Origin of the sequence: Pseudomonas sp. RIT357, from assembly GCF_000632245.1 — a bacterium.
In the GTDB taxonomy this organism is placed as follows: Bacteria; Pseudomonadota; Gammaproteobacteria; order Pseudomonadales; family Pseudomonadaceae; genus Aquipseudomonas; species Aquipseudomonas sivasensis.
On the sequence record NZ_JFYX01000048.1, the window covers coordinates 266,685 to 291,062 of the forward strand.

The 24,378-nt window shown below is 59.0% G+C and carries 21 protein-coding genes and 4 pseudogenes; 8 read left to right on the top strand and 17 right to left on the bottom strand.

Features of this window, described 5'->3' with window-relative positions; genetic code table 11:
* Positions 1-42: 42 nt before the first annotated feature.
* From BW43_RS29410 to BW43_RS01465, 4 genes are all read right to left on the bottom strand, one after another.
* Positions 43-345: a hypothetical protein gene (locus BW43_RS29410; protein WP_256227044.1), complete on the bottom strand. Its 303-nt coding sequence runs from the start codon at positions 343-345 to the stop codon at positions 43-45.
* Positions 346-351: 6 nt separating this feature from the next.
* Positions 352-504 carry a hypothetical protein gene (locus BW43_RS29095; protein ID WP_177326467.1) on the bottom strand — a complete coding sequence of 51 codons (153 nt, stop codon included), beginning with the start codon at positions 502-504 and terminating at the stop codon, positions 352-354.
* A 68-nt stretch (positions 505-572) separates the two neighbouring features.
* Positions 573-1,550 carry a carbon-nitrogen hydrolase family protein gene (locus BW43_RS01470; protein ID WP_032891439.1) on the bottom strand — a complete coding sequence of 326 codons (978 nt, stop codon included), beginning with the start codon at positions 1,548-1,550 and terminating at the stop codon, positions 573-575.
* 39 nt (positions 1,551-1,589) lie between these two features.
* On the bottom strand, positions 1,590-3,026 hold the full coding sequence (locus BW43_RS01465) for a cytosine permease (protein WP_032891442.1): 1,437 nt from the start codon (positions 3,024-3,026) through the stop codon (positions 1,590-1,592).
* 275 nt (positions 3,027-3,301) lie between these two features.
* On the opposite strand from BW43_RS01465, the gene BW43_RS01460 reads away from it, so the two are divergent.
* Together BW43_RS01460 and BW43_RS01455 are read left to right on the top strand one after the other, a co-directional pair.
* A complete protein-coding gene (locus BW43_RS01460) occupies positions 3,302-4,195 on the top strand; it encodes a LysR family transcriptional regulator (protein WP_032891444.1) in 894 nt (297 codons plus the stop codon).
* A 292-nt stretch (positions 4,196-4,487) separates the two neighbouring features.
* Complete coding sequence (locus BW43_RS01455; RefSeq protein WP_032891445.1) at positions 4,488-6,728, top strand: bifunctional diguanylate cyclase/phosphodiesterase; 2,241 nt, start codon at positions 4,488-4,490, stop codon at positions 6,726-6,728.
* A gap of 112 nt (positions 6,729-6,840) precedes the next feature.
* Here BW43_RS01455 and BW43_RS28655 read toward each other — a convergent pair.
* Positions 6,841-7,230, bottom strand: a pseudogene (locus tag BW43_RS28655) (LLM class flavin-dependent oxidoreductase); the annotation flags it as partial.
* Between the two features lie 23 nt (positions 7,231-7,253).
* Here BW43_RS28655 and BW43_RS28660 point away from each other — a divergent pair.
* Positions 7,254-7,421 (top strand): annotated as a pseudogene (locus BW43_RS28660) (DDE-type integrase/transposase/recombinase); the annotation flags it as partial.
* Positions 7,422-7,478: 57 nt separating this feature from the next.
* Here the strand turns inward: BW43_RS28660 and BW43_RS01450 are convergent.
* The 10 genes and pseudogenes from BW43_RS01450 to BW43_RS01410 all read right to left on the bottom strand — a co-directional run bounded on the left by BW43_RS01450 (position 7,479) and on the right by BW43_RS01410 (position 17,441).
* Positions 7,479-8,054 (bottom strand): TetR/AcrR family transcriptional regulator, encoded by a 576-nt coding sequence (locus BW43_RS01450; protein WP_032891523.1) that lies wholly within the window; start codon positions 8,052-8,054, stop codon positions 7,479-7,481.
* An 11-nt stretch (positions 8,055-8,065) separates the two neighbouring features.
* Complete coding sequence (locus tag BW43_RS01445; protein WP_032891447.1) at positions 8,066-9,706, bottom strand: AMP-binding protein; 1,641 nt, start codon at positions 9,704-9,706, stop codon at positions 8,066-8,068.
* Between the two features lie 78 nt (positions 9,707-9,784).
* A pseudogene (locus BW43_RS29705) lies at positions 9,785-10,069 on the bottom strand (methyl-accepting chemotaxis protein); the annotation flags it as partial.
* A pseudogene (locus tag BW43_RS29465) lies at positions 10,070-11,068 on the bottom strand (PAS domain-containing protein); the annotation flags it as partial.
* An 18-nt stretch (positions 11,069-11,086) separates the two neighbouring features.
* Complete coding sequence (locus BW43_RS01435; protein WP_032891450.1) at positions 11,087-12,343, bottom strand: GTP-binding protein; 1,257 nt, start codon at positions 12,341-12,343, stop codon at positions 11,087-11,089.
* Positions 12,340-13,002 carry a nitrile hydratase subunit beta gene (gene nthB, locus BW43_RS01430; RefSeq protein ID WP_032891452.1) on the bottom strand — a complete coding sequence of 221 codons (663 nt, stop codon included), beginning with the start codon at positions 13,000-13,002 and terminating at the stop codon, positions 12,340-12,342. The genes BW43_RS01435 and nthB overlap by 4 nt, the downstream gene beginning before the upstream one ends.
* A gap of 63 nt (positions 13,003-13,065) precedes the next feature.
* On the bottom strand, positions 13,066-13,659 hold the full coding sequence (gene nthA / locus BW43_RS01425; RefSeq protein ID WP_032891454.1) for a nitrile hydratase subunit alpha: 594 nt from the start codon (positions 13,657-13,659) through the stop codon (positions 13,066-13,068).
* Between the two features lie 78 nt (positions 13,660-13,737).
* Positions 13,738-15,252: an amidase gene (locus BW43_RS01420; protein ID WP_032891455.1), complete on the bottom strand. Its 1,515-nt coding sequence runs from the start codon at positions 15,250-15,252 to the stop codon at positions 13,738-13,740.
* A 180-nt stretch (positions 15,253-15,432) separates the two neighbouring features.
* The gene (locus tag BW43_RS01415; protein ID WP_032891456.1) at positions 15,433-16,299 is read right to left on the bottom strand and encodes a transporter; all 867 of its coding nucleotides are present in this window, start codon (positions 16,297-16,299) and stop codon (positions 15,433-15,435) included.
* 83 nt (positions 16,300-16,382) lie between these two features.
* The gene (locus tag BW43_RS01410; protein ID WP_032891457.1) at positions 16,383-17,441 is read right to left on the bottom strand and encodes a phenylacetaldoxime dehydratase family protein; all 1,059 of its coding nucleotides are present in this window, start codon (positions 17,439-17,441) and stop codon (positions 16,383-16,385) included.
* Between the two features lie 568 nt (positions 17,442-18,009).
* Between BW43_RS01410 and BW43_RS01405 the strand changes: the two genes are divergently transcribed.
* Entirely contained in the window at positions 18,010-18,945 is a 936-nt protein-coding gene (locus BW43_RS01405) for a helix-turn-helix domain-containing protein (RefSeq protein WP_032891458.1), read from the top strand.
* Positions 18,946-18,982: 37 nt separating this feature from the next.
* On the opposite strand, the gene BW43_RS29710 is transcribed toward BW43_RS01405, so the two are convergent.
* Both BW43_RS29710 and BW43_RS29715 read right to left on the bottom strand, forming a co-directional pair.
* Positions 18,983-19,144 (bottom strand): ATP-binding cassette domain-containing protein, encoded by a 162-nt coding sequence (locus tag BW43_RS29710; RefSeq protein ID WP_371260762.1) that lies wholly within the window; start codon positions 19,142-19,144, stop codon positions 18,983-18,985.
* A gap of 74 nt (positions 19,145-19,218) precedes the next feature.
* Positions 19,219-19,398, bottom strand: a complete 180-nt coding sequence (locus BW43_RS29715; RefSeq protein ID WP_032891459.1) for a hypothetical protein — start codon at positions 19,396-19,398, stop codon at positions 19,219-19,221.
* Positions 19,399-19,444: 46 nt separating this feature from the next.
* On the opposite strand from BW43_RS29715, the gene BW43_RS01400 reads away from it, so the two are divergent.
* The 4 genes from BW43_RS01400 (at position 19,445) to benB (ending at position 24,378) form a co-directional block, all read left to right on the top strand.
* Positions 19,445-21,253, top strand: a complete 1,809-nt coding sequence (locus BW43_RS01400; protein ID WP_032891526.1) for an ABC transporter ATP-binding protein — start codon at positions 19,445-19,447, stop codon at positions 21,251-21,253.
* A gap of 208 nt (positions 21,254-21,461) precedes the next feature.
* Entirely contained in the window at positions 21,462-22,409 is a 948-nt protein-coding gene (locus tag BW43_RS01395; protein ID WP_032891460.1) for an AraC family transcriptional regulator, read from the top strand.
* A 107-nt stretch (positions 22,410-22,516) separates the two neighbouring features.
* Positions 22,517-23,893 (top strand): Rieske 2Fe-2S domain-containing protein, encoded by a 1,377-nt coding sequence (locus BW43_RS01390; RefSeq protein ID WP_032891461.1) that lies wholly within the window; start codon positions 22,517-22,519, stop codon positions 23,891-23,893.
* The gene (gene benB / locus BW43_RS01385; RefSeq protein ID WP_032891462.1) at positions 23,890-24,378 is read left to right on the top strand and encodes a benzoate 1,2-dioxygenase small subunit; all 489 of its coding nucleotides are present in this window, start codon (positions 23,890-23,892) and stop codon (positions 24,376-24,378) included. Before BW43_RS01390 ends, benB begins: the two co-directional genes overlap by 4 nt.

Consider the following 24,378-nt stretch of genomic DNA (forward strand, 5'->3'; position numbering starts at 1 on the left):
ACGCGTCCATGCAGTTTTGGTCCCTTCGTAGTCTCAACAGCGTTACTTGTCACTAATGGTGATACCAGTGCGCACGCGCCGATCAATTGAAAGTTCAAAGATGTCAGGTCTTGAATAGTTGCCTGCCAAATCTAAGTCGTGAAGTTGCGCGTCCAGGCCCAAACTCAGCGAAACAAACGACACAAACGACACCCATTGAAACGCCTTGGTGGTCTCCATGGTGGTGGAGAACACCATTGGCACAAACGTCAGCGGATTTACCACTCCACCGAACATCACCAGTGCAGCGACCCAGTCGGGAAGCTGCGGATTGGAAAACGCGGTGACCGCCACCGCCGTCCCCATGATGATTCAGTCCAGATGCGCCTGCCGCACGCGTATCGGATTGGCCATGCCCAGGGCGCGAAGCTGGGCCGGGTAGTCGACAGAAGCCAGAACGGCGAAACCGCAGAGCGCCCCCGGCGCGATGGATAACAGAGCGGTAGCCAGAAGCGCATGAACCATCAATTAGCCTTACTGATTCCGGGTCGACCTATGCACGGCCGCCCGGAACATATGGTTGAGGCGAGAGTTCAGGCGTCGCGCAGCGTTAACCCGGTGCGTACGCGTCGATCAATCGAGAGCTCGAAAACATCCGGACGCAAGTAATGCCCGGCCACATCGAGGTCATGGTGCTGGGCATCGATCTGCGCTAGGTCGATGGTTGCCAGTATAATTCCAGGCTCTCCGAAGAGCGGTGCCGTCACCCAGGAACCATCAGGGGCGATCACACCAGATCCGCCATTGAACAGTACGTCTTCCTCCAGTGCCTTGCCGCCAACCCCACGCCGGTAAGCCGCCAACAACTCGGCCGGCACATCCCCAGCGGCCAGGTACTGGCCGGCGCAGAGCACAAAGCAGCGCCCTTCGAACGCGTAGGAACGGGCAGCGACATGGTGCATTTCCGGCATGTCCGGCCAGGCCGCCACATGAATCTGTTCGTCCTGTGCATGCAGAGCCTGGCGCGCCAGCGGGTGCCAGTGTTCCCAGCACACCAATCCGCCTACGCGACCAACCACGGTGTCGACCACCCTTAGCCCTGCGGCATCACCATTGGCCCATACCGTCCGTTCGGTGTGGGTGGGCGTCAGTTTGCGGTGCACATTCAAAATGGCGCCATCGGGGCCAATAGTGACCAGTGAGTTGTACAGCGAGCCGCCATGGTGTCGGGAGCGCTCGTTCATCCCCATAACCACGGTGACTGCGTTAACGCGCGCAGCCTCGCGAAGCTCCGCCAGGTCATCGTGCATGTCTTCAGGCTGGCCAATGACCGGGCTGTCTGCTAGTAGCTTGGCGTACCAGGACTTTGCTTGCGCATCGTCCCAGCCCGCCATTCCAAATACCCATGCTGGGTAGCAGCTCAGCCAGGTTTCCGGAAATATCACAAGTTGAGCCTCCTGGAGTGCTGCCTTTTTGATATGTTCGGCTGCCCGACGCATCGACTCGGCTCGATCAAGGAGAGCCGCAGGCATTTGCACAATGGCGACTGTTTTTTCGCGTTTGCTGGTCATTTAAAAACCTTTTTCTTTTGGTCGTTTATCGGTGAGTGCTCAGCCGGCAATACCTTCAAGCGCCAGTTGACTTTTGCGTTGCGCGGCAATCTCCAAGGAACGTTCGAGGTTGCGCGTCAGCACGAAATACAGGCCACCGGAAATCAGCAGGCCGGGGATGAATGCGATATCCGCACCGCCCATTACTTCAGCTACCGGGCCAACGAAAAACGGGATAGAGAAGAACGGCACCATCGCGACAAACCCGACCAGATAGGCAAGCACGCCGCGCCAGGCCCAACGGCCATATACGCCGTGCGGATTGAATATTTCGGCGATGGCGTATTCACCTTTGCGAATCGCATAAAAGTCGACAAGGTTGACCGCCGTCCATGGGATCAAGAAGTACAGCATAAGCAGCACAAAGCCGTTGAAGCTGGCCATATAGGCATCCGGTAACGTCAACGCGATCACCAGCGACAACAGGCCAACTGTGCTCAGGCCGATCACTCTCACGCGGACACCTGGGCGCACTGGTCGGAAACCGTCCACTGCGCTGATGCCGGTTAGCATGGCGCCATAGCAGTTGATGCCGGTGACCGACAACTGTGCGACGGCGCCTACCAGCGCGACGAATATGCCAAAGCCAGGGAATAAATAATTGCCGGTTTGCACCAGCGAAACGATGCCATCGGCGCCCGGTATATAGCTGGACAACACCGCCCCCAGAGACATCAGCCAGGCCGCCGAAGCAGCCGCGCCCAGGTACGTCCAGAAGATCAGCCTGGAGCTGGACGAGTCTTGGGGCAGGTAGCGCGAATAATCTGAGACATAAACCGAGTAGCTGATGTTATAGCCCGCTGCGAGTGACAACTGCACTAGAAACGCAGTGGTGTTCCAGCCCGAACCAACCGGTGTTGGGGCCGCCGCTGGCAGTGCAGTAACAGCCATCAATGTCACGATGCCAAACACCGCAATTAGCAGGTATGTGAGCCAACGCTGCACAAAGTGCAATAGGTCATAGCCCACCACTGCAATCACAATGCTGATCGTAATCAACGTGGGGTACCAAAACCACGTAGAGCCCGGTAGAACCAACTGTATGGCTTGGGTTACCAAAATGACGCCGAACACTATAAAACCGATGTAAACAAAGATGGTCGCCGCAAACGGCACAATGGCCCCACGGCTGCCGAATTGCGCACGTGACTGGATCATCTGCGGCATGCCCATCTTCGGGCCCTGGTTGGCGTGCAAGGCCATGAACACGGTGCCGAAGCCAGCACCTATGATAACCGCCAGTACACTCCACAGAATGCTGAGCCCCATGCTCGGCCCAACGAAACCGACCATCATGGTGAGAAACACAAAGTTTCCGGTAAACCAGAACGGGCCTTGGTGCCAGACCTTACCGTGTCGCTCTGTACTAGGCACATAATCGATTGAGCGAGTTTCAATGGTGGGTCTGCCCGACCCTCTACGTCGTTGAGTTGTCATACCGCACTCCGTAAACATTATTTTTCTTCTGGGGGAAGTCGTGCTCGCGTGGGCCGCAGTTGCTCCCCTTCCTGCAGGACTTCTGCCCAGCAGCACTGCGAGTATCGAAAGAAAGAAATGGCCGGTAAATCCTCCAGTACAGAACCTGACTTGCTTGAAATCGCAACTAAAGCACGGCCTCTTTCGGTACCGTTCAGGCGCATTGATTCGCAAGGCAAATTTACTGGTATAAGGGCTGTGCCTATGGCATTTGTGAATCTGCACCGGAGGTCTTGATGCTTACCAATTTCTCAGACGTGGATCTGCGCAAACTGCGCATCTTTTGCACTATCGTCGAGGCTGGAGGCTTCACCTCCGCGCAGGTACGCCTAAATACCAGCCTGCCCCGCTTGAGCACATTGGTGCGAGATCTGGAAGTTCGCCTTGGCTTCACCCTCTGCCGTCGCGGCAAGAGCGGTTTTCAACTTACTGAGCAAGGCGCCCAAACTTATGCTGCGGCGCAGGAGCTGTATGCTGATATCGACCGCTTTCATCAGCGGGTAGTCATGCTTAACCAGAAGTATCCAGAGTTCTTGCAGATAGGCAGCGTCGATAACCTGCTTTCGCTCGACCAGGCACCGCTACCGCGGGCCCTCGCTTCCTTTCGACTAGTCTCGCCTCGTACACGCATCGACCTGCAGGTAATGCGCGCCGACGAGCTTGAGCAAGCCGTGCTCGAAGGACGTCTGCACCTCGCGATTGGTTGTTTTAACCACCAGCTTTCGGGCCTGCACTACCAAGAGCTATTCGAGGAAGAACAAAATCTGTATTGCGGGCGCGGACACCCTTTCTTCGAGCGTCCCGACGAGCACTTTACGGACGAGGAAATCGGTGCTGCAGATTACGTCGACCGTGGCTATATGCTCGAAAGCCGCCGGCCACACAAATTGCGTTTCGGTAACTCGGTAAGCGCTTTTTCCATGGAAGCCATCGCCACGCTGATTGCATCCGGTACCTGCATCGGCTTCCTGCCAACCCACTATGCCGATATCTGGGTCGCGCGTGGGATGCTGCGTGTAATTGCACCGCAGCGGTTAAGGTATAGCGCATCATTTCACTGCATCACCCGGCAAGGGCAAGTGCCGACGGAGTCACTGGCCAAGCTGCTGCAGGCGTTGCAGACGGCATAGTCATTGGTGACATTGAAGCCGAGCGCGCAAGTTCGAAAATCAGACAAACAAACCCGTTCGTACGGCAAGCGCGATGCCGGATAGGAGGAGGTTGAAATTGCTACGAGTCGAGAAAGCGAAGTTAGCCAAATGGCGGCCATCTGATACTGTTTTTTATGTTGGATCTGAGTCTTTATTTAACTTGGCTACGCTCTATAGAGTGTATATCCGACGCACAAGTGGACAGTGATCGGCCGCCACTATTTCTGGCTCTCTGAAGACCGGACGACCTCGAGAGTCTTCAGGAATTACCATGAACATCCGTCCGAGCTTTCACTGCAAGACCTTCCCCGAGTCGCAACGTGACATTCTTGGCATGATCGCGACCGATCAGCATCTGGGCGACGTACTCTGTGCCATCTGCCAGATGCTCGACACACAGTCCCCCGAAAGCCTCTGCTCTATCCTGCTGACGGATGCTGAGGGTAAGCACTTGTTCAACGGCGCGGCACCCGGCCTACCGGCCGAGTACACCGAGGCGATTGATGGTATGGCCATTGGTCCACAAGAAGGGACATGCGGCACCGCAGCGTTTCGGCGCGAGCTTGTGGTCACCGAAGACATCGCCCATGACCCGAACTGGGAGCGCTTCCGCAGCCTGGCTCTGGGACATAACCTGCGTTCCTGCTGGTCAGTCCCTTTGCTTTCCCATCAAGGTACCGTGTTGGGTACATTTGCCCTGTACCAAAAGCGTACCCATGCGCCGGACGAGGCGCAGATTCAACAATTGGTCTTTGCCGCCCAACTTGCAGTCATTGCAATCCGCCACGAGCGTGACGGACGGCGACTGGAGGAAAGCGAACAACATTTTCGTTCATTGTTCACCTATAACCCCAACCCAGTGTTCGCCCTCGATCTGGCCGGCAACATCCAGAGCGTGAATCCTGCAGGCCTGAAGCTGAAACCGCACACTGCAATCAATTTCATTGGCCATCATTTTTCCCAACTGGTGCTCGATGAGGATCTGCAACGGGTCAGTCAGCATTTTTGCGCTGCCCGTGCCGGAGTGCCTCAGCGCTTCGAGGCACAGCTTCGCGACGAAAGTGAGCGACTGTTGACCATGGATATCTCCAACCTGCCCATCATGGTCAACGGAGAGATCGTCGGAGTATTCGGCATTGCCCGAGATATCAGCGAACAGAAACATTTCGAGCGCCAATTGCGCTTCAATGCCAGCCATGACCGGCTAACCGGTTTGCTTAACCGTGTTTCGCTTGAAGAACGGCTTGCTCTGGATTGCCACATCAGTCGTCGGCATAAGCGTTGTCTGGCGGTGATGTGCATTGATCTGGATGGATTCAAATCCATCAACGATTCGATCGGGCATTACTTCGGCGATCAGGTACTGATCGAAGTGGCGCAACGTATGACCCAGCAAGTTCGTCCCGGTGACACCATCTTGCGTATGGGCGGTGACGAATTCATCGTGCTGCTGCCCGACCTGCTTCGTGATGAGGACGTTGTACCGGTGGCCGAGCGGCTGATGGCCGGCATTGCCAGACCCTACTGCATCCAGGGTATTGACCTGCATGTGACTGCAAGTGTCGGAATCACCCTGAGCGATGGTCACATCGAGCAGCCGATGCAACTGATCCAGCAAGCTGACATGGCTATGTACAAAGCCAAGCAGCAAGGGCGCAATAACTTTCAGTGGTACACCAGCGACCTCAATCAGCTTGTTTGCGAGCACGCGAGCCTGCGCAATGACCTGCAAAAGGCTATCGAAACTCAGTCATTCCAGCTTCATTACCAACCGCAGATAGACGCGCGCACTGGGCGGGTGGTCGGGATCGAAGCGTTGCTGCGCTGGGAGCACCCTGAAAAAGGATTTATTTCACCTGCAGTGTTTGTGCCGGTGGCAGAGGACAGTGGGCAGATCATCCCGCTGAGCCTCTGGGTGCTCGATACGGCCTGCGCGCAATTACGCCTGCTGGGTGAGCAGGGCATAAAGGACATTTCGATGGCTGTGAATATTTCGCCGATGCATTTCCAGCGTGGCCAGTTCGTCGAGTCTATCCAGGCAGTGCTGAGCAAATACGGCCTCAGCACCGGACAGTTGGAACTGGAGATTACCGAGTCGCTTCTGCTGCATAACGTTGAACAGGCGATCGACACGTTGCATCGGCTCAAGGCGTTGGGGGTGCGCATTGCGTTGGATGATTTCGGCACTGGCTTTTCCAGCCTCAGTTACCTAAAGCGTTTGCCGATCGACAAGATCAAGATCGACCGCTCGTTCATCCAGGAAATTGCTACCGATCGTCACGATGCGGCGATCACCCAAGGCATTATTTCCATGGCCCATCACCTTAGCCTGACGGTGGTCGCCGAAGGTGTGGAAACCACGTCTCAAGTGGATTTCCTTAAAGGCAGTCGCTGCGATATTTTTCAGGGGTATTACTTTGCCAAACCGATGCCCTTTGCAGACCTCGAAGCTTTCCTGAGTCATCGCGCGTGCCGGACCCTGACGCCCGATCCTGTCTTGTCCCAGGCATGAAAATCAAACGCCAAAGCGAATTTTCAGATTCAGACGACGCCGGTTGTCCTGAACTACACTTCAACGGATTCTGATCGAGGTCAGTGTAATGCGACTGAGTGAAGGGCCTCTAGACGGAACTACATTGCTTCATGACGTCCAGCCGCCAAACTTCCACGACCAGCCGCTGCATGTTCGGTATGCGTGGGTAATTGACCCATCCGGTGCTCGCGCGCGCGATCCAATCCAGTGACTGGCGACTATCGCCGGTCACGAGCATTGGAAGGCGTTAGGTGGTGGGTTTAGGAATCAGGTCTGCGCCGCGCATTTCAACAGCGCTCCAGTGGATGGGCTCAAAACTTGTGCTGTGGGGTCGGCAAATCACCTCGTAGTGCTCTCGAAAGATTTCTCCGCGTCTTTCGGGATCGACGCCAAAAGCCGAAAACTCTATCGGACGATCGCCGGAAGCCTCCCCCAGAATCATGCGACCTGAGCTCAACTGATCGACGCTTGCTGAACCCTCGATGCCGCTGCTAAGGAATCGTGCTCGGCCGAGCTTACAAGCAGCGGGGCAGGCCTCAAGGATTGTTATTGCACTCGGATCAAGGCTCGCAATAGGGCAATCGCCAGTTTCGTCAACGGCTTTGGCGTTACCGCATGCGCCAAAGCATGAGTCGTCGTGGAAACTGTTGGGACAATGCGCCGATGCAGAAGCGGCTTTCCACGCCATGATGGGCATCAGGTTTGAAATCCAGAGCAGGGCAGGGGCACTCAAGGTAGGGCGTTTATTGCGTGAATTACCGCATCGGCGATGGTCTTTGTAATAAGCCGACGCTGGCTGTTATCAACCTTCGGGCTCAGCCATATGGGTAGGCTGTTGAGCATGGGCAAAATCGCAGTAAGCGCCCCCTCGCGCAACGGGCCGCCGGGTTGATGGCCCAACTGGCCGACCAACTTCATGATTTCTGACTCATAGGCTAGCCTCAATCGCTCAACGCGTGCCTGCATCGGAGCGCCCAGGCAATTGGCATCCATGACCGCTAACTTGAAGTGCCCGGTCATCTGTTCATGCAATTTAAGATGGCCTTCGATCAGTTTTGTCAGGCGCTGCGTGGGCGTCAATCTTCGGGTTTTGATCAGGTCGACGTGCGACAACAGCGCCTGATAGAGCTCTGTCAGCCATTCAAACAACATTGCTTCCTTGCTCTCTACATGGTGATAAATCGCTCCCGGGCTGATTCCAACATGCGCCGCCAATTCCCGCATGCTGACCTGGCTGAAACTACGTTCCTTGAACAGCTCCAGGGCTCTGCGCTGAAACTCCGAGCGGCTCAGCGTGGGAACCATACGTCCGTGAGTCATGTGTCGAGTGCCTGCTGTTTGGCAATTTCCTGGTTGCGCAGAATGAACCGCTGCAACTTGCCACTCGGGGTCTTGGGCAGTTGTTCGACGAACTCGATTTCCCGTGGGTACGCATGCGCGGCCAAGCGCTGTTTGACATGCAGACGCAGGGCTTCCGCCAACTCGGCACTGGGCAGGTACTGACGGTTCAGCACCACAAACGCCTTGATCAGCTCGGTGCGTTGCGGGTCGGGCTTGCCGATCACCGCGGCTTCGACGACTGCCGGATGCTCGATCAGCGCGCTCTCGACATCGAAAGGCCCCACGCGGTAGCCGGACGTGGTGATCACATCGTCGTTACGGCCTACAAAGCTGATACTGCCGTCCTCATTGAGCTCAACGATATCGCCGCTCAAGTAGTAACGGTCGACAAACGCCTTGGTGGGCATGTGAAAGTAGCCATTGAACCAGCACAGGGGCGAGCGCGCGCGATCCACCGCCAGTACGCCCGGCTGAGCCGTCGGTAGTTCCCGATGCGCATCATCCAGCACGACAATCCGGTACCCGGGCACCGCATAACCGGCAGAACCCTCACGTACCGGATGGCGTAGCCCATGGTGATTGCACAGCACCATGCCAATTTCGGTTTGGCCGTAATGGTCGTGAATGACCACCCCGAGCTGTTCGGCGAACCAACGGATGACTTGCGGGTTGAGCGGTTCCCCGGCGCTGCTGACGATACGCAACTGGCCACGCACGGCGTCGGCGAACTCGGCCCCGGCAGCAATCAGCAGGCGATAGGCCGTGGGCGAGCCGGCCAGGTTGCTGATCGCATACTTGGCGATAATCCGGCAGGTGCTTTCCACGGTGAAAGGGCCGTCATGGAACAGCGTGGCTCGGCCGCACGCCAGTGGCCCGGTCACTGCGTAATACAAGCCATAGGCCCAGCCGGGGTCGGCGAGGTTCCAGAAATGGTCGTCTTCGCGCAAGTCGATTGAATCGCGCATATAACTTTTGAAGGCCAGAATGGCGCTCAAAGGCACCTCAAGCGGCTTGGCAGGTCCTGTAGTGCCCGAGGTACACATCAGCAGGAAAGGCGCACTCGCGTCCAGCAGCTCAGGCGTGCAGTCGGCCTGTTGGCGACCGAGGGCGTCCCAGAAACCGTAATCGCTCGGGTGCTGTGGGGTGCCGTCTGTCACGATGACGCGAGGGCAGTCGGGAATGTCATCCAGCTTGGGACGATTGTGGGCATCGGTCACGATCCAGCGTGCCCCGGAGCAATCCAATCGCTGCTCGATCGCCTTGGGCCCGAATGCGGTAAAGAGAGGTTGGTAGACCGCACCGATGCGCCAGGTCCCGAGGATAGTAATCACCAGTTCAACCGTGCGTGGCATGAGTCCGGCGACACGATCTCCCGGTTGTACCCCTTGCGCTCGCAGAAAGTTGGCAAAGCGCGCAGCGTGCACCTGCAGTTCGCTGAACGTGTAGTGCGTGGCGCGACCATCCCGCGTTTCGCAGTACAGCGCCACGGCATTGCCATGAGCGTGCCGGTCGCAGCACTCGATGCAGGCGTTCAAGGCTCCCGGTTCGCCGTGCAAGTCTTGAGCAGCCAGTTGTAGATAGTCGAAGGTTGACACTGCTGAGTCGTAATCGCGCATAACGTACCTGATTATTATTGTTGGAATTTGCCCTACGCCCACGCAAGCCGCGCAGGCGCAGGGATGTTGCTAGTTGTCCATCATCTCTGCCGCTTGCTGGGTCGCCTGGCTGGTCCGCGTGGCTAGCTTGCGCACTTCATCGGCGACCACTGCAAACCCGCGACCGGCTTCGCCTGCTCGCGCCGCCTCAATGGCAGCATTCAACGCCAGCAGGTTGGTCTGGCTGGCAATGCCCTGAATGGTGGCAACAATCTGCGTCAGCTTGGTGAGGGTTTCCTGCATCACCCGATGTTGTTGCGCTTGCGCCTCGCGCATCGTGCTTTCTTCATGGTGGGCATGTATGTCGGTGATGGCACCCACCACCCGTTGCGGGGAGCCGTCCTGCGCGCGGCGCGTTTGCCCACGACCGCGAAACCAGCGGTAAGTACCGTTTTTATGTTTGAGTCGATAATCCACATCGAACGGCGTCTTGCCGCTGCGGTCGTCCACATGGGCGACGAATGCGCCGATGGCCCGCGCGCTATCGTCGGGATGCAAGCGCGAGGTCCAGCTTTCCAGGGTGTTGGGGAACTCCTCAACGGTGTTGCACCCCAGCAGTCGGCGCATTTGCGAAGACCACCAAATGGTATTTTTCGGGTTCGCTGGGTCGCCTGCTACCACCTCGATATCCCAAAGCCCGTCATGCAGCATTTCCCGGGAAATGTCGAAACGTGTGGCCGCCAGTTCGAGCGCCTCGTTGTGCAGGTACTGGTCATGAATGTCACGAACGGTCCCAGCGATGCAGAGCGCTGCGCCTTGCGCATCGCGACGCGAGGCACCGCTTATGCTGCACCAGCGATAGTCGTCGCCGGGTGCAGGTTTCATCCGCACCTGGAGCGCAAATGCCGTCCGCCCGCTGCGATCAGCAAGGTGCCTGGCGAGCGCTGCCAGATGCACTTGCCGGTCATCCGGGTGCAACTGTTCACTCCACGCGCCGAGCTGATTCATAGCCTGGGCCTGGTTCGACGCTGGCCCCGTCCACATCATTGAACATTCCGGCCCAGGTGCAGCGGTTCCATCCAGCTCCAGTTCCCAGAACAGTTCATCTGCGCCCTGTGTGATCAGTACCCAGCGCGCCTCCCATTGCCGCAACAGCGTGTCACGGCAGGCCAGGTGCTGTTCCAGTTGGCTGACGCGAAACGCCAGTGCGCAGGCCTGCTCCTTAACGGCTTGCCGCTCTTGCAGCAGTCGCTCGACGCTTGCCAGGATGCGGCGCACCAACCGGTTGTTCGACGACAATGGCGTGCTCGCCTGATCAGGCTGCTCCAGTCGGTCGGCGAGCTGCGCCAATACCCGGCGTGTGGTTCGGCTGAAAAAGAGCATGGGGCACCTCTACCTCGGTCAAATGGGAACCGCCTGCAAGGACTGCATCGGGGCCGATAAGGCCTGGGCGTCAAAGACTTTCGCTCCCGGCAGCGTTTGCCAGGCTGATGGGCCGGCGGCTATTTCCTGGGCACTCAGCAGGCAGTCGTCGAGGGCGCGCTGTAACACGTGGGTATCCAGATCCTGGCCGATAAAGACCAATTCCTGCCGGCAATCACCGACAATGCTGTCCCACTTGGTCATGATGCTTCGCAACCGATATTCATCCCGCGGCCATTGCGACTGCTCGATGAAGTTCCACCAGTGCCCGACATAGTCCCACTGGAACTGCCTGCCGCTGTGCACTAGCAGGCCGGTTTCCAGGTGCCGGCTGGCGAGCCAGAAGTAACCCTTGCTACGCAACAGCCGCCCGTTGCGCCAGGGGCGTTGCAGAAAATCGAGTAATCGCTGTGGGTGAAAGGGGGCACGCTCGCGGTACACCCATGACGTCACGCCATAGGTGTCCGACTCGGAGGCAGGTGTGTCGTCGGCCTGCATTTTTTTCATCCAGCCAGGTGATTCAGCCAGGCTGGGTAAATCAAACAGATGGGTACCGAGAATGCCTGATAGCTCAACGTTGCCGTGTGTCATCGGCATGACCCGCGCGGTCGGGTTAAGGCCGGTGAGGACCGCGTGCACGGCCTCATAACCGGGCTCGTCGATCAGGTCCAGTTTGTTGACGAGAATGACGTTGGCGTACTCCACTTGCTCAATCAGCAGATCTGCCAGATGGCGTTTGGGTGTGTCCGCTTGTGCGTCGTCGCGCGCCACGATATCCGGCGATTCGAGCAACGTCTGAAAACGACTGCCATCGACCACCGTCACCAAGGTATCGAGCCGCGCCAGTTCGCTGAGGCTGAAGCCTTCTGCGTCAAGAAATGCGAACGTCTCGGCAACCGGCAACGGCTCGGAGATTCCCGTGGACTCAATGAGCAGGTAGTCAAAACGTTGCTGGCGTGCCAGGGCACTGATCTGTTCGAGCAAATCGGCGCGCAGCGTGCAGCAGATACAGCCATTGCTCATCTCGATCAACTCATCTCGACCACGGTGCAGCGCCACGTCGCGCTGCACCTCTTCGGCATCAATGTTGACGTCGCTCATATCATTGACGATGACTGCCACTCTCAGGCCGTCGCGATTGCGCAAGATATGATTGAGCAGGGTGGTTTTGCCGGCGCCGAGGAAACCAGAAAGCACGGTCACCGGCAGTCGGCTCGCCTGGGCGCCGTCAATCATACGTTCACCGCATGTGAGCTGGCGGCCTTGTCCAAGTAGCTTTCGAACAGGTCGACCACCACAAAACCTTCATCGGCCGCATCCCCCCACAGGTCTTTCACGCGAAACTCGACGTGGTAGGTTGGCTGATGCGCAGCGTTCAAGTCGCCATGACCAATGGCGTCCGGAAAAGGCCATTTTTCTGAAGTTCGGTGGAGGACCACACCTTCCTTGCCGCGAACATAGGCCGGCATGCGGGTATGCCCGGCTACATACTCGTTGCGCACGACTACCCGGTCGCCGACTTCAAAAGGCGTTCGGCCAGTGACCGCCGGGCGGCCCTGCGCATGCGCGGGATTCGCTAGCTTGAAGTGAGAACCCAGGGCCTGATCGAGCTCCGCCTGGGTGATGACGCCGGTTTCGACCAGCAGGGTGGCGGTGGCGATGACATAGCGTTCGTAGTACTGGGTGCCGACATGCTGACGCACGTCCAGTCGCTCGACGGCGTGGCGCACTTCGTCCACGCTGAACTTCTTCAAGTGATCGGCACCGATAAACATCAAGCTGTACGCCAGGTGCTCCCAGTCCTGCTTGAACACGGGTTGGTAGCTCAGACTGTTGATGGTGTGAGGGACTTTGCCAAAGCCTTGGAAACCGCCGAGATCGTGAAAGCCATCCATCGTGGATACCTCTTAATAGAGAATGAATAGAGAATAAAAATTGAAAGAAACAAAGCACCCCGGTTACGCGACGTACGGTAGCGCCACGCCAATAAGGACATCCTTGGTAATCAATTTTCGAAGCGCCTCTTCATCCATGGATTCGCTGCCCTTTGGCCGCAGAGGCAGCACCAGATAGCGGCTTTCGGCGCTGGTGTCCCACACCTTGATGGAGACCCCGTCCGGCAGCTCCGTGCCCAGCTCCCGCAGCACGGTGCGCCCTTCGCGAACCAGTCGGGCGCGGAACTCGAAGCCCTTGTACCACTCCGGCGGCAAGCCCAGGACGGGCCAGTTGGTGCAGGAGCACAGGCTGCACACAATCACGTTTTTCACGCTGGGCGTGTCTTCCAGCGCAACAATGTATTCACCCTGCGGGCCGGTATAGCCAAATTGAGCGCACGCAGCGGTACCGTCCTTGAGCAGCAGTTCGCGAAACTGTGGGTCCACCCATGCCTTGGCCACTACCCGAGCACCGTTCTGCGGGCTCCATTCGTGTGCCATGAGCTGTGTCATGTGCTCGATGTAACCGTCGGGGATCAGGTCTTTTTGTTTGAGCACTTGCAGTAACGCCTGTGCTCGCTCACCCGGGGTTGATGGTTTTATTTCAGGTGTGGTCATCAGTTGGTTCCTCATCGTTGAGCTTCTAGGCAGCGCCCGGCGGCTTATTCTTTTGCGCTGCATGGGACGCATCGGCTACTAGCTGTTTTTCCAGTCAACCGATGCCTCGAAAGCCGCTGCAGCCTGGTAAATCGTGCCTTCGGCATAGTGTTTGCCTACTAGCATCAGCCCGACAGGTAAACCGTCTACCAGGCCGCAGGGAATCGACATGGCCGGATGGCCAGTGATGTCCTGTGCGGAGGCATTGCCGATCATTTCCAGCGCTCGGGCCACGTACTCGGTGATCGAGCAACCGGGCTCCGGGTGGGGTTGGGCAATGATCGGCACGGTGGGCATCACCAGCAGGTCATAGCGCGCCAATGCGGCGTCATACCCGGAGCGTGCCAGGCGCCTGAGGTTTTGTGCCTTGGCGTAGAAGCGACCGTTGTAGCGCTCCAGACCGTATTGCCCGACGAACATGCACAGCTTGAGAGAGGCGGACAGGTCATTCGCCTGATCGCGCCATCCGGCTTGTTTGTCCAGCAACCCGAGGTCATATAGCCCTTGCCAGTTAAAGCCGGCCCCATTGCCGTGCATCATCTGCATCATCAGGCCCTCACAGCCGATGGGGTGCCACAGCGAACCGGCAATCTTGTGCTCAGGCACTGACGCCTCTTCGACGTGCGCCCCCATCCGTGCAAATGCGTCGATGGCATTGCGCACAGACGAGGCAACACGCGGATCCTGGTTGGGCAGTTCAAAACCTTCGCGCAGGACGCCGATCCTCAGCCCGCTTACACCGCGCTCCAGGTAATCACTGTAAGCGTCGACCTGGGGCGCGGCTTGTCGCGGGTCGAGCCCATCCGCTCCCGCCATGACCTCCAGCATCAAGGCGTTGTCCCGTACGTTTGCCGTGATGGGGCCGGCATGATCGATAGTCGCCTCAATGGCCATGATCCCGGTGTAAGGCACCAGTCCGTGGGTCGGCTTCATTCCGTAAGTGCCGCAGAATGCGGAAGGAATCCGGATTGACCCGCCCTGGTCACCGCCGACTGCCAGGTCGACCTCGCCCGCGGCAACCAGTGCTGCGCTGCCGGAAGACGACCCACCCGAGGCAAATCCGTGGCGATAGGGGTTGTGCACCGGCGCCGGATCGGAGGTGTGACTACCACCGGATAGGCAGTAATGCTCGCATGTTGCCTTGCCGAGGATGGTTGCGCCGGCATCCAGCAAGCGGGAGACAACGGTGGCATCGAATGAGGGAACGAAGCCTTCAAGGGGCTTTGCACCATTCATCATCGGTACGCCAGCGAGTGAAATATTGTCCTTGAGTGCGACGGTTTTATTCGCCAACTTGCCTTCGCGGGCGCCGCTGACTTCCGTTCGGTAGTACCAGGCGTTGAGTGGGTTGTGTGCAGTCGAGGGTCGATAGCCCGAGCTGCGTTCGTAACGTACCGGCGGAATGAAGTCAGGCAGCTCGTCAATCAGGTCATAAGCGTCGAAGCTTGACTGCATAAGAGCCAGGTATTCATGGGCTTGCTCCGCACTTATCTGCATGTGCAGGCTGGTCGATACATCCAATAGCTGTTCAAGGGTGGGGCGAACAATTGGCATGGTTGGGCTGTCCTTATCGTAAGTGGCCGAAGAGCGCTGCGGCTCATCAAATTCAGTGGGCCTGGCGCTCAAGATAGTCCGCGCCTCAAGTCGCAGGCTTGGTTGAGAAAGACATCGACTTGGCTGAGCCGGACACCGCTGTGTAAAGGCGCAAAGCGCACGCGGTCGCAGATCCTTGGGTTAAAAAATGCGCGCATAACGCAGGTTCATGCGGAAGTCTTCCTTGGTGCCGTTGTCCACCGAAAGGTCCTTGCCCAACTGCAGTTGAATCTGGTCTTGGGGGGTGACGAATTTGGTGGCGGTGAGACGGAAGTTGGTGGTGCCCAACTCGTTATCCTGATTGACGTGCTCAATGTTCGTCTCACCCCCCCAGGTACGCCCGAAGCCGATACCAAATGCGGTGCTGGCGTCTGGCATGTAACGCCCCATGATCTGTGCTGCGTAGGAAACGTCCTGCTTCATACGGTCTGCATTTGCGCCGTAATCAGTGTTGTCGCCATACCAGGTAGCACCGCCAACCAGGTCCATCGCCCATTTTTCTGTGAAGTGTTTGACGTACGCACTCTGCAGTTCGAATTTCCAGCGGTTCTCTCCGAGATTGAGCGCGTCCTCCTTGTCATACGTACCAGTAGGCACATACAGGTAGGGGGCGATGCTGAGGGTGTCGCGGGCTTCGTTGAACCGCCATTTGACCGGTGCGGTGAGGATCAAGTCGCCAACGCCGCGAGTACTGCCCAGCGCTGAGGCGTCACCTGCGCTGGAGACGTGTCCGAAAGGCAAAAGAAATTGCGGGTCGATGGTGACGGTGTCAGAGAGTGCGTAGACATGCAGTAGACGCAGGATGCCGACGTCAGAGCTCACGTTGAAGTCAGAGCTGACCTTGTGTCCGTTGCTATAAGCCGAGTCCGTGGTGGCGTGCTGGTAGTAAATCGCCCCGATCGTAGCGCCGACCGGATATTGCTCATAATCGCCGGGCGCTACTTCACCGGCGTTGGCGTGAAGCACGGGCAACAGAGTAGAGAGCGTCAACAGGCGGATCTTATTCATCATTTATTCCTCGCACAGGGAGACCGGCCACCCGAGGAGGGTGGCAAGGCGGCAGAAGTTGGGGAGGTAAACGCCGATGGCGCTCAGGTCGTTGGTGGCAGCGCGTCGCGCAACATACCGGTCTGCGAGTGACAGTTGATGTACTCGAATACCTGGCTCTTGGCGTCCGACACGGACACTTCGTGGTACAGCCTTAACTTCTTCAAACCTGCGGCCACGCGGAAAAACGTCACGAAAATACGCAGGTGAGTCGGGTGAGACTCAGCCCAGCGTTCGAGTTTCTCAACCGAGCGCCAGTGACCGATGTTGTAGCTCAGGTCGAGAAAGTTGCCGTCCAGGTCGATATTGCGCACGAACCTGTTGCTGTAGCAGCCCAACGCCTGGCCGTTGTCACGCAAGAAGTCCATGCCGTCCTGCAACGTCGGCAAGATTTCGTCGATGTAGAGTGAGCGCTCCTCTGCCTCGGCATCCGCCCAGTCCTGGCCGGAGCGAATCAGTGTGAGGTTGTCATGCCCCAGGACCAGGACCCGTCCGCCCTGGGTCGGGTCACCCGCGATCACCTGTAGCTCGCTCGTGGGATTCATCCAATCCGTCTGGGAGATCGGGAAACGGTCGCGCATTGAACCCCAGTAACCGTGCTCTTCGATCTCTCCGCTGGTCGTATCCATTACCGCGCCGACACCGGGCAGGTTCTCCTGGAACGCGTACAACGTCTCGAACTGCTCGGTGCGCGGCGCGGTGATTTCGCGGAAATAACCAAGGCTTTCACCGAGCCGATCCGCCGAACTCCACCAGTCATTCACTGGGGGGGAACGCAACCAGCGACAGTGGGCGCCCGGGTCTTTCCAGTACCCGACCACAATCAAATTATCAAAGCCGCTGCTGTCGGTGTGGTGGGTCAAATCGTAAGTCTGCGGGCCATCTGGCAGGCTGAAACTGCTGACGATGTGACGCATTGCCTGCAATGCAGGCTCGCGCTGGGCATCGCCGCGATATTGCACGCCAAGATAGGCCATCACCACTTGTTCCAGTTGCTCGTCAGCGCGTGCGACCCACATAGGAAACGGCGGTTGATACTCGTCCGGTACACGGCGGGACAGGGTGCGCGGGCATTTGAGATGTGTGTCGATTGCAGATTCCATCTTGAGCTCCTCGTTATTTTCGTTCAGGCCTACGGTTGGGCGTCAGCGCGTCGGTGGCGGGTCGCGCTTGGCGATCTGCCGTCGCTGCAGCAGCTGCATGGCACTCCATTCAATCAACCAATAAGCCGACTCTTCAGGCGCAAGGTCGCGCCTCTGCAGAAGCCAGGAGGAATCAGCCAATCGTTTTGAGTCGTGTCGATGCATGGCGTGCCTCATCAGCGGATGAATGAGCTGCTGTGAGGTGGAAATTAGGCTGGGCGAGGAGGGGGCGCTTTGTTCGGCGAGACAACCATTTGGTTGGAAAAGACAAGGCTGAGGCTGACGTTCACCCGTGATCCGCGCTGGTGCGCGTGAGCCGACCGAGTGACGTGCGATGCCCTTAAATGGTGATGGCTGCACCGTGCGACAGCCTCCGAAGGCTGCCGAAAGTCGCGAGGGACATCACATGGCAGCGTACTCAAGCAGGCCTGCTACTGCGCTTGGCCTGTTAATTGCCTTTCATAGCTGAAAATTGGTCGCACGTTACAACGTCTCCAGCGCCTCTTGCATCGTTGTCGAGGTCAGTGTCATGAACCCAAGCTCTCAGTATTCGACCCTTGCTGTTCCGGCACCACGTCGGTTTGATTATTGGAAAGAAGTGGTCTGTCGCCACTGCCTGGCCGCCGATAGCAAACCCTTGTCCCAGAGCAGCTTTGATGGCTCGCTCACCGTTAATACAGTCGGCGAATTGGACATCTGCTCGCTGTCTTCGCCGCTGCACTACTGGGAGCGTTCCGAGCAGCACCTGCGCAGCGGTCCGGCCGAAGATTTATGGTTGGGTTTCGCTCGAAATGGTCATGGGCAAATAGAACAAGGCTCAAGAAAAGCCAGCCTGGCAACTGGCAATTTGTTTCTTTATGACGCAACTCAGGCGTTTCGCTTCAGCCTGGGTGGTACCGAAAACCACTTGATCCGTATTCCCAGAGCGTTGCTCACCGAGCGCCTGCCGCGTATTGCCGAGTACACCGCGATGGTCCTCGACGACCGGCGTCCCGGCGTAGTTCCCTTACGCGAAATGCTGCATCAGGCCGCGAGCACGCCTGCGTCGCTGCAGGATGAGCGCATCTCGAATCGTTACTCAAGTACGTTGCTTGATCTGCTTGTGATCAGCCTGGAACTCCAGGACCTGAAAACAAGCCACCAGGAGATGGACCTCTACGGCCGCATCATGAAGTACATACAACGACACTTGACCGAGCCGGACCTGTCGATTGAAGCCATCGCCAAAGCCCACAATGTGTCCACCCGCACCGTTACACGGGCCTTCGCACGCTACCAGAAAACCCCCGTTGCAGAGATTTGGAAAGAGCGCCTGATTGCCAGTCGAGAAGCGATTGAGCGCGGCCAGGTACGCAGCGTGTCCGAGGCGGCGCTGGACTTCGGGTTTTCTGACTTTTCCCATTTCAGCCATGCGTTTCGCAAGGCATTTGGTGTGGCGCCGAATACGCTGTTACGCCGCAATTGAAATTGCCGGGGTAGCAAATCGTTGAGAAAAGGGGGGCTTACTCGGTGACGTCCTGTTGCTCGAACCACACCCACCCGCGGCTGGGGTTTTCCAGGCCGAGGGCGATGCGCAGCGCGGTGCTTTTGCCTGAGCCTGACTCGCCGACAATCGCCAGGGGCTGCCCGGGGTAGACCTGCAGGCTCAGGTCCTCCAGCGCCACAAAGGTCGCGTCTTCGCCCTGACCTTGGGCAGCGCGAACGTCTTGCCAACGTTTTGCAGTTGCAGGATCGGCGGCTACGTCGGGTCCGGCCGGGCCACTGGCTGGCGGCGCTTGTCGAACGCCGGCGCGGCGGCGATCAAGGCGCGGGGGTAGTCATGCTGCGGCGCGCCGAGAATCTGCCGTGGTTGCCCCTTGCTCCACCACTTGCCCCTGTCGCCTCGCCGTTGGATGTGCGCAACGTCATCGCCTGTCATAATCCGCCCATCTCACCCCAGCCCCCACACGGAGTCCATGCCATTCATGGTGCTGTTCAATCGATTGAGCGCGTTTTCCATCCAGGCGCGCAGGGCACTGAAGCTGGTGTGGGAGACGTCGCGTCCCTTATTCATAGGCCTGCTGCTGGCCACCATCGTTGCCGGTCTGTTGCCTGCGCTGGCTGCCTGGATCGGCCAGCGTATTGTCGATGGCGTGGTGCACGCGATGCAGATTCATGCAGCCGGCAGCCAGGCGCCCGTGTGGCCAGTGATGCAGTACGTGCTGGCCGAGGCGGGCGTGTTGGCGCTGCTGGCCGCCGCCCAGCGCGCGTTGTCAATGCAGCAATCGTTGCTGCGGGTGCAGTTGGGGGTGAAGGTCAACCTGATGATTCTGGAGAAAGCCCAGACCCTCTCACTCCTGCAATTTGAAGACGCCGAGTTCCACGACAAGCTGGTGCGCGTGCGTCAGGGCGCCTCGACACGGCCGCTGAGCCTGGTCACCAAGGGCCTGGGGCTCGTGCAGAACCTGATCGCGCTGATCAGCTTTGCCGTGCTGTTAGTGCACTTTTCGCCGTGGGCGTTGGTGATTCTGGTGGTCGGCGCCTTACCGGTGTTCTTCGCCGAGACGCATTTCTCGGGCAATGCGTTTCGCCTGTTCCACCGGCGCGCGCCCGAGACCCGTCAGCAGAATTACCTGGAATCGCTGCTGTCCCACGAGACCCATGCCAAAGAGGTCAAGCTGTTCGGCCTGGCGCCGCTGTTCCTCAAGCGCTACCGCGACAACGCCCGGCGCTTGTACACCGAGGACCGCCAGTTGACGGTCCGTCGGGATGCCTGGGGCTTTGCCCTGGGCCTGCTCGGTACCGCGGCGTTTTATGTGGCTTACGCCTGGGTGGTGCTGGACACCGTACGCGGCCAGACCACCCTGGGACAGATGACCATGTACATCGTGCTGTTCAAGCAGGGGCAAAGCGCGATCACCGCCAGCCTCAGCGCGATTGCCGGCCTGTATGACGACAGTCTGTTTCTGTCGGACCTTTATGAGTACCTGCTAACCCCTGTGGTCGTGCCGAGTGGCCGCCTTACCCAGGGCGCGCGTCCCGGCGACGGTCTGCGCTGCGAGCACGTAGGGTTCAGTTACCCCGGCGCTGAGCGGCAGGCATTGACTGACATCAACCTGCATTTGGCGCCGGGGCAAAGCCTGGCCCTGGTGGGCGAGAATGGCTCGGGCAAAACCAGCCTGATCAAACTGCTAACGCGCCTGTATACCCCGCACGAGGGGCGCATTCTGCTGGATGGCAGCGACTTGCAAGACTGGGATGAACAGACACTGCGCCAGCGCATTGGGGTGATTTTCCAGGATTACATCCGCTACCAGATGACCGTCGGCGAGAACCTTGGAGTGGGTGACGTCGATGCGCTGAACGATGAGGCGCGTTGGCGCACGGCCGCCACCCAGGGGGTGGCCGCCGAATTCATCGAGCGCCTGAGCAGGGCATACGGCACACAGTTAGGGCGCTGGCTTGGTGGCCAGGAGTTGTCGGGAGGGCAATGGCAGAAAGTCGCCTTGTCACGCGCGTATATGCGCCAGGAGGCGGATCTGCTGATTCTTGACGAGCCGACGGCTGCGCTGGACGCCGGCGCCGAGGCGGCGGTGTTCGAGCACTTTCGCGAACACGCCAAGGGCCGCATGACGTTGTTGATTTCCCATCGATTCTCCAGCGTGCGCAATGCCGACCACATCATCGTGCTGGACGGCGGGCGAATCCTGGAGGAGGGCAGCCATCAACAGCTGATGGTAGCGGGTGGGCGCTATGCCGAGTTGTTCGATGTTCAGGCGCGGGGGTATCGCTAGGTCCCCGTCCAATCCGGCCAAGCGTATTGTTTCAAAGTTTTAGGCCAACATTCTCACCTCAAGCCCTGCGCGCCCCGACGCAGCGCTGAAAGCCTGGCGCAGAACGCCCGACAATACCTCCAGGGTATCCCTTCAGACTTTATCCATATTGGACGCCCCCCTACCCAGGCGTCAGCCTGAGCCCAATAACTATAAAAGAGCCGCAACCATGACCGTGCTATTGAGTGAGCGCAGCCAGATTTTCCAGGGCGCCGATGCCTACGCGGTGTCGGACTACGTCAACCAGCACGTGGGCAGCCACTGCATTCGCCTGCCTCCCAAGGGCCGGCCCCGGGCGAGTATCAGCCATCGCACCTTCGCCAGCCTGGACCTGTGCCGCATCAGCTACGGCGCACCGGTACGGGTCACATCGGTGGCGCTGGAGACCATCTATCACCTGCAGATCCTGTTGAGCGGGCATTGCCGCTCCAGCTCCCGTGGCGAGAATAACGTGTTCGGGCCGGGGGAAATCCTGCTGATCAACCCGGACGACCCGGTAGACCTGACCTATTCCGCCGACTGCGAGAAATTCATCATCAAACTGCCGGTGCGCCTGCTGGAAAACGCCTGCCTGGAGCAGCACTGGAGCCTGCCGCAGGTGGGTATCCGCTTCGCGACGGCCCGCCACGCGCTCAGTGAAATGGGCGGCTTCCTGCCGTTGCTCGGGCTGATCTGTCATGAGGCAGAAAACGCTGCCGAGCCCCACATGCAGGGCCTGTACGAACGCATCTTGGCCAACAAGCTGCTGGCATTGCTGGGCAGCAACGTGTTGCGGGTGATCCCCCAGGCTGCCCACGGCGGTGGGTTTGAAGCGGTGCGCGAATTTATCCAGCAACACCTGGGCGATGACATCAGCGTCGAGCAGTTGATGGCCGTGGCCAACGTCAGCGAACGTTCGCTGTACAGCCTGTTTGCGCGCCAGGTGGGGCTGTCACCGCGCGACTATGTACGCCGCTGCAAGCTCGAACGGGTGCATGCACGCTTGCAACTGAGCAGCACGCGCAGCGTGACCGAGGTGGCTTTGGACCATGGCTTCATGCACCTGGGGCGGTTTTCCGAGGCCTATCGCAAACGTTTCGGCGAACTGCCGTCGCAGACCTGGAAACGCCATCGTTAAGCGACGTGCGCCTGGCGGATAGCGATGTGCAGGCAGCGGATATTGACGCGCAGGGCGAACACGTACGGTGAGGGTGCCTGATACAAGAACAACGGAGGGCCCGCCCCATGATCAGTACACTCGACCGACTCGCCTGCCAATTGCGCGAGTCCGTACAGGAAGACCCCGCCACTGGGGTATTCCGCTGCCGCCGCGACATCTTTACCGATCCCGACCTGTTTGCCCTGGAGATGAAACACATCTTCGAAGGCGGCTGGATCTACCTGGCCCATGAAAGCCAGGTGCCGGGGATCAACGATTACTTCACCACCTGGATCGGCCGCCAGCCGGTGGTCATCACCCGTGACAAACACGGCGCGCTGCATGGCCTGGTCAACGCCTGCGCGCATCGCGGCGCCATGCTGTGCCGGCGCAAACAAGGCAACAAGGGCTCGTTCACTTGCCCCTTCCATGGCTGGACGTTCAGCAACGCCGGCAAGCTGCTCAAGGTAAAGGACGCGAAGACCGGCGCCTATCCTGACAGCTTCGACTGCGACGGCTCCCATGACCTCAAGCGCCTGGCGCGCTTTGAAAACTACCGCGGTTTCCTGTTCGGCAGCCTCAGCGATGCGGTGCCGGAACTCAGCGATTACCTGGGCGAAACCCGCGTCATCATCGATCAGATGGTCGACCAGGCTCCTTTGGGCCTGGAGGTGCTGCGCGGCAGCTCATCCTATGTCTATGACGGCAACTGGAAGCTGCAAATCGAAAACGGCGCCGACGGTTACCACGTCAGCTCCGTGCACTGGAACTACTCGGCGACCATGGGCCGGCGCAACTACGAAGCCGAAGGCACGCGCACCGTCGACGCCAATGGCTGGTCGAAAAGCCTGGGCGGCGTCTACGCCTTCGACCACGGGCATATCCTGCTGTGGACGCGCCTGCTCAACCCCGAAGTTCGCCCGGTGCACGCTCACCGCGAGGCCTTGGCCGAACGCCTGGGCCAGGCGCGCGCCGACTTTATCGTCGACCAGACCCGCAACCTCTGCCTCTACCCCAATGTGTACCTGATGGACCAGTTCTCGACCCAGATCCGCGTGGTGCGCCCCCTCGCCGTGGATAAAACCGAAGTGACAATCTATTGCATGGCGCCCATCGGCGAAAACGCCCAGGAGCGCGCCACGCGGATTCGCCAGTACGAAGACTTCTTCAACGTCAGCGGCATGGGCACCCCGGATGACCTCGAAGAATTCCGCGCCTGCCAGACCGGTTACCAGGGCGCGAGCACCCTGTGGAATGACTTGAGCCGTGGCGCCAGGCAGTGGGTCGAAGGCGCGGACGAAAATGCCTTGGCCATGGGCATGCAACCGCAGCTCAGCGGGGTCAAGACCGAGGACGAGGGCTTGTTTGTGCGCCAGCATGCGCACTGGGCCCAAAGCCTGCAGCGTGCGATCGAGCGCGAACAGCAAGGGCTGATTGCCAGCGACCGCGAGGTGCAGCCATGAGCCTTGCCCGTGACCACCTGCTGGATTTTCTCTACCGTGAAGCGCGCCTGCTCGACGACCGACAATGGGATGACTGGCTGGCCTGCTATTCGCCCAAGGCCGAGTTCTGGATGCCCGCCTGGGACGATCACGACACCCTCACCGAAGACCCGCAGCGCGAAATCTCGCTGATCTACTACCCCAACCGTGACGGCCTGGAAGACCGTATCTTCCGCATCAAGACCGAGCGCTCCAGCGCCAGCACGCCCGAGCCGCGCACCGTGCACATGCTGTGCAACCTCGAAGTGCTGGCCGACGACGGCGTGCAGCTGGACCTGCGTTTCAACTGGCACACCCTAAGCCACCGCTACAAAACCACCGACAGTTATTTCGGTACCTCCTTCTATCGCCTCGACATCCGTGCCGAGCAGCCGCTGATCACGCGCAAGAAGGTAGTGCTGAAAAACGACTACATCCACCAGGTCATCGACATCTACCACATCTGA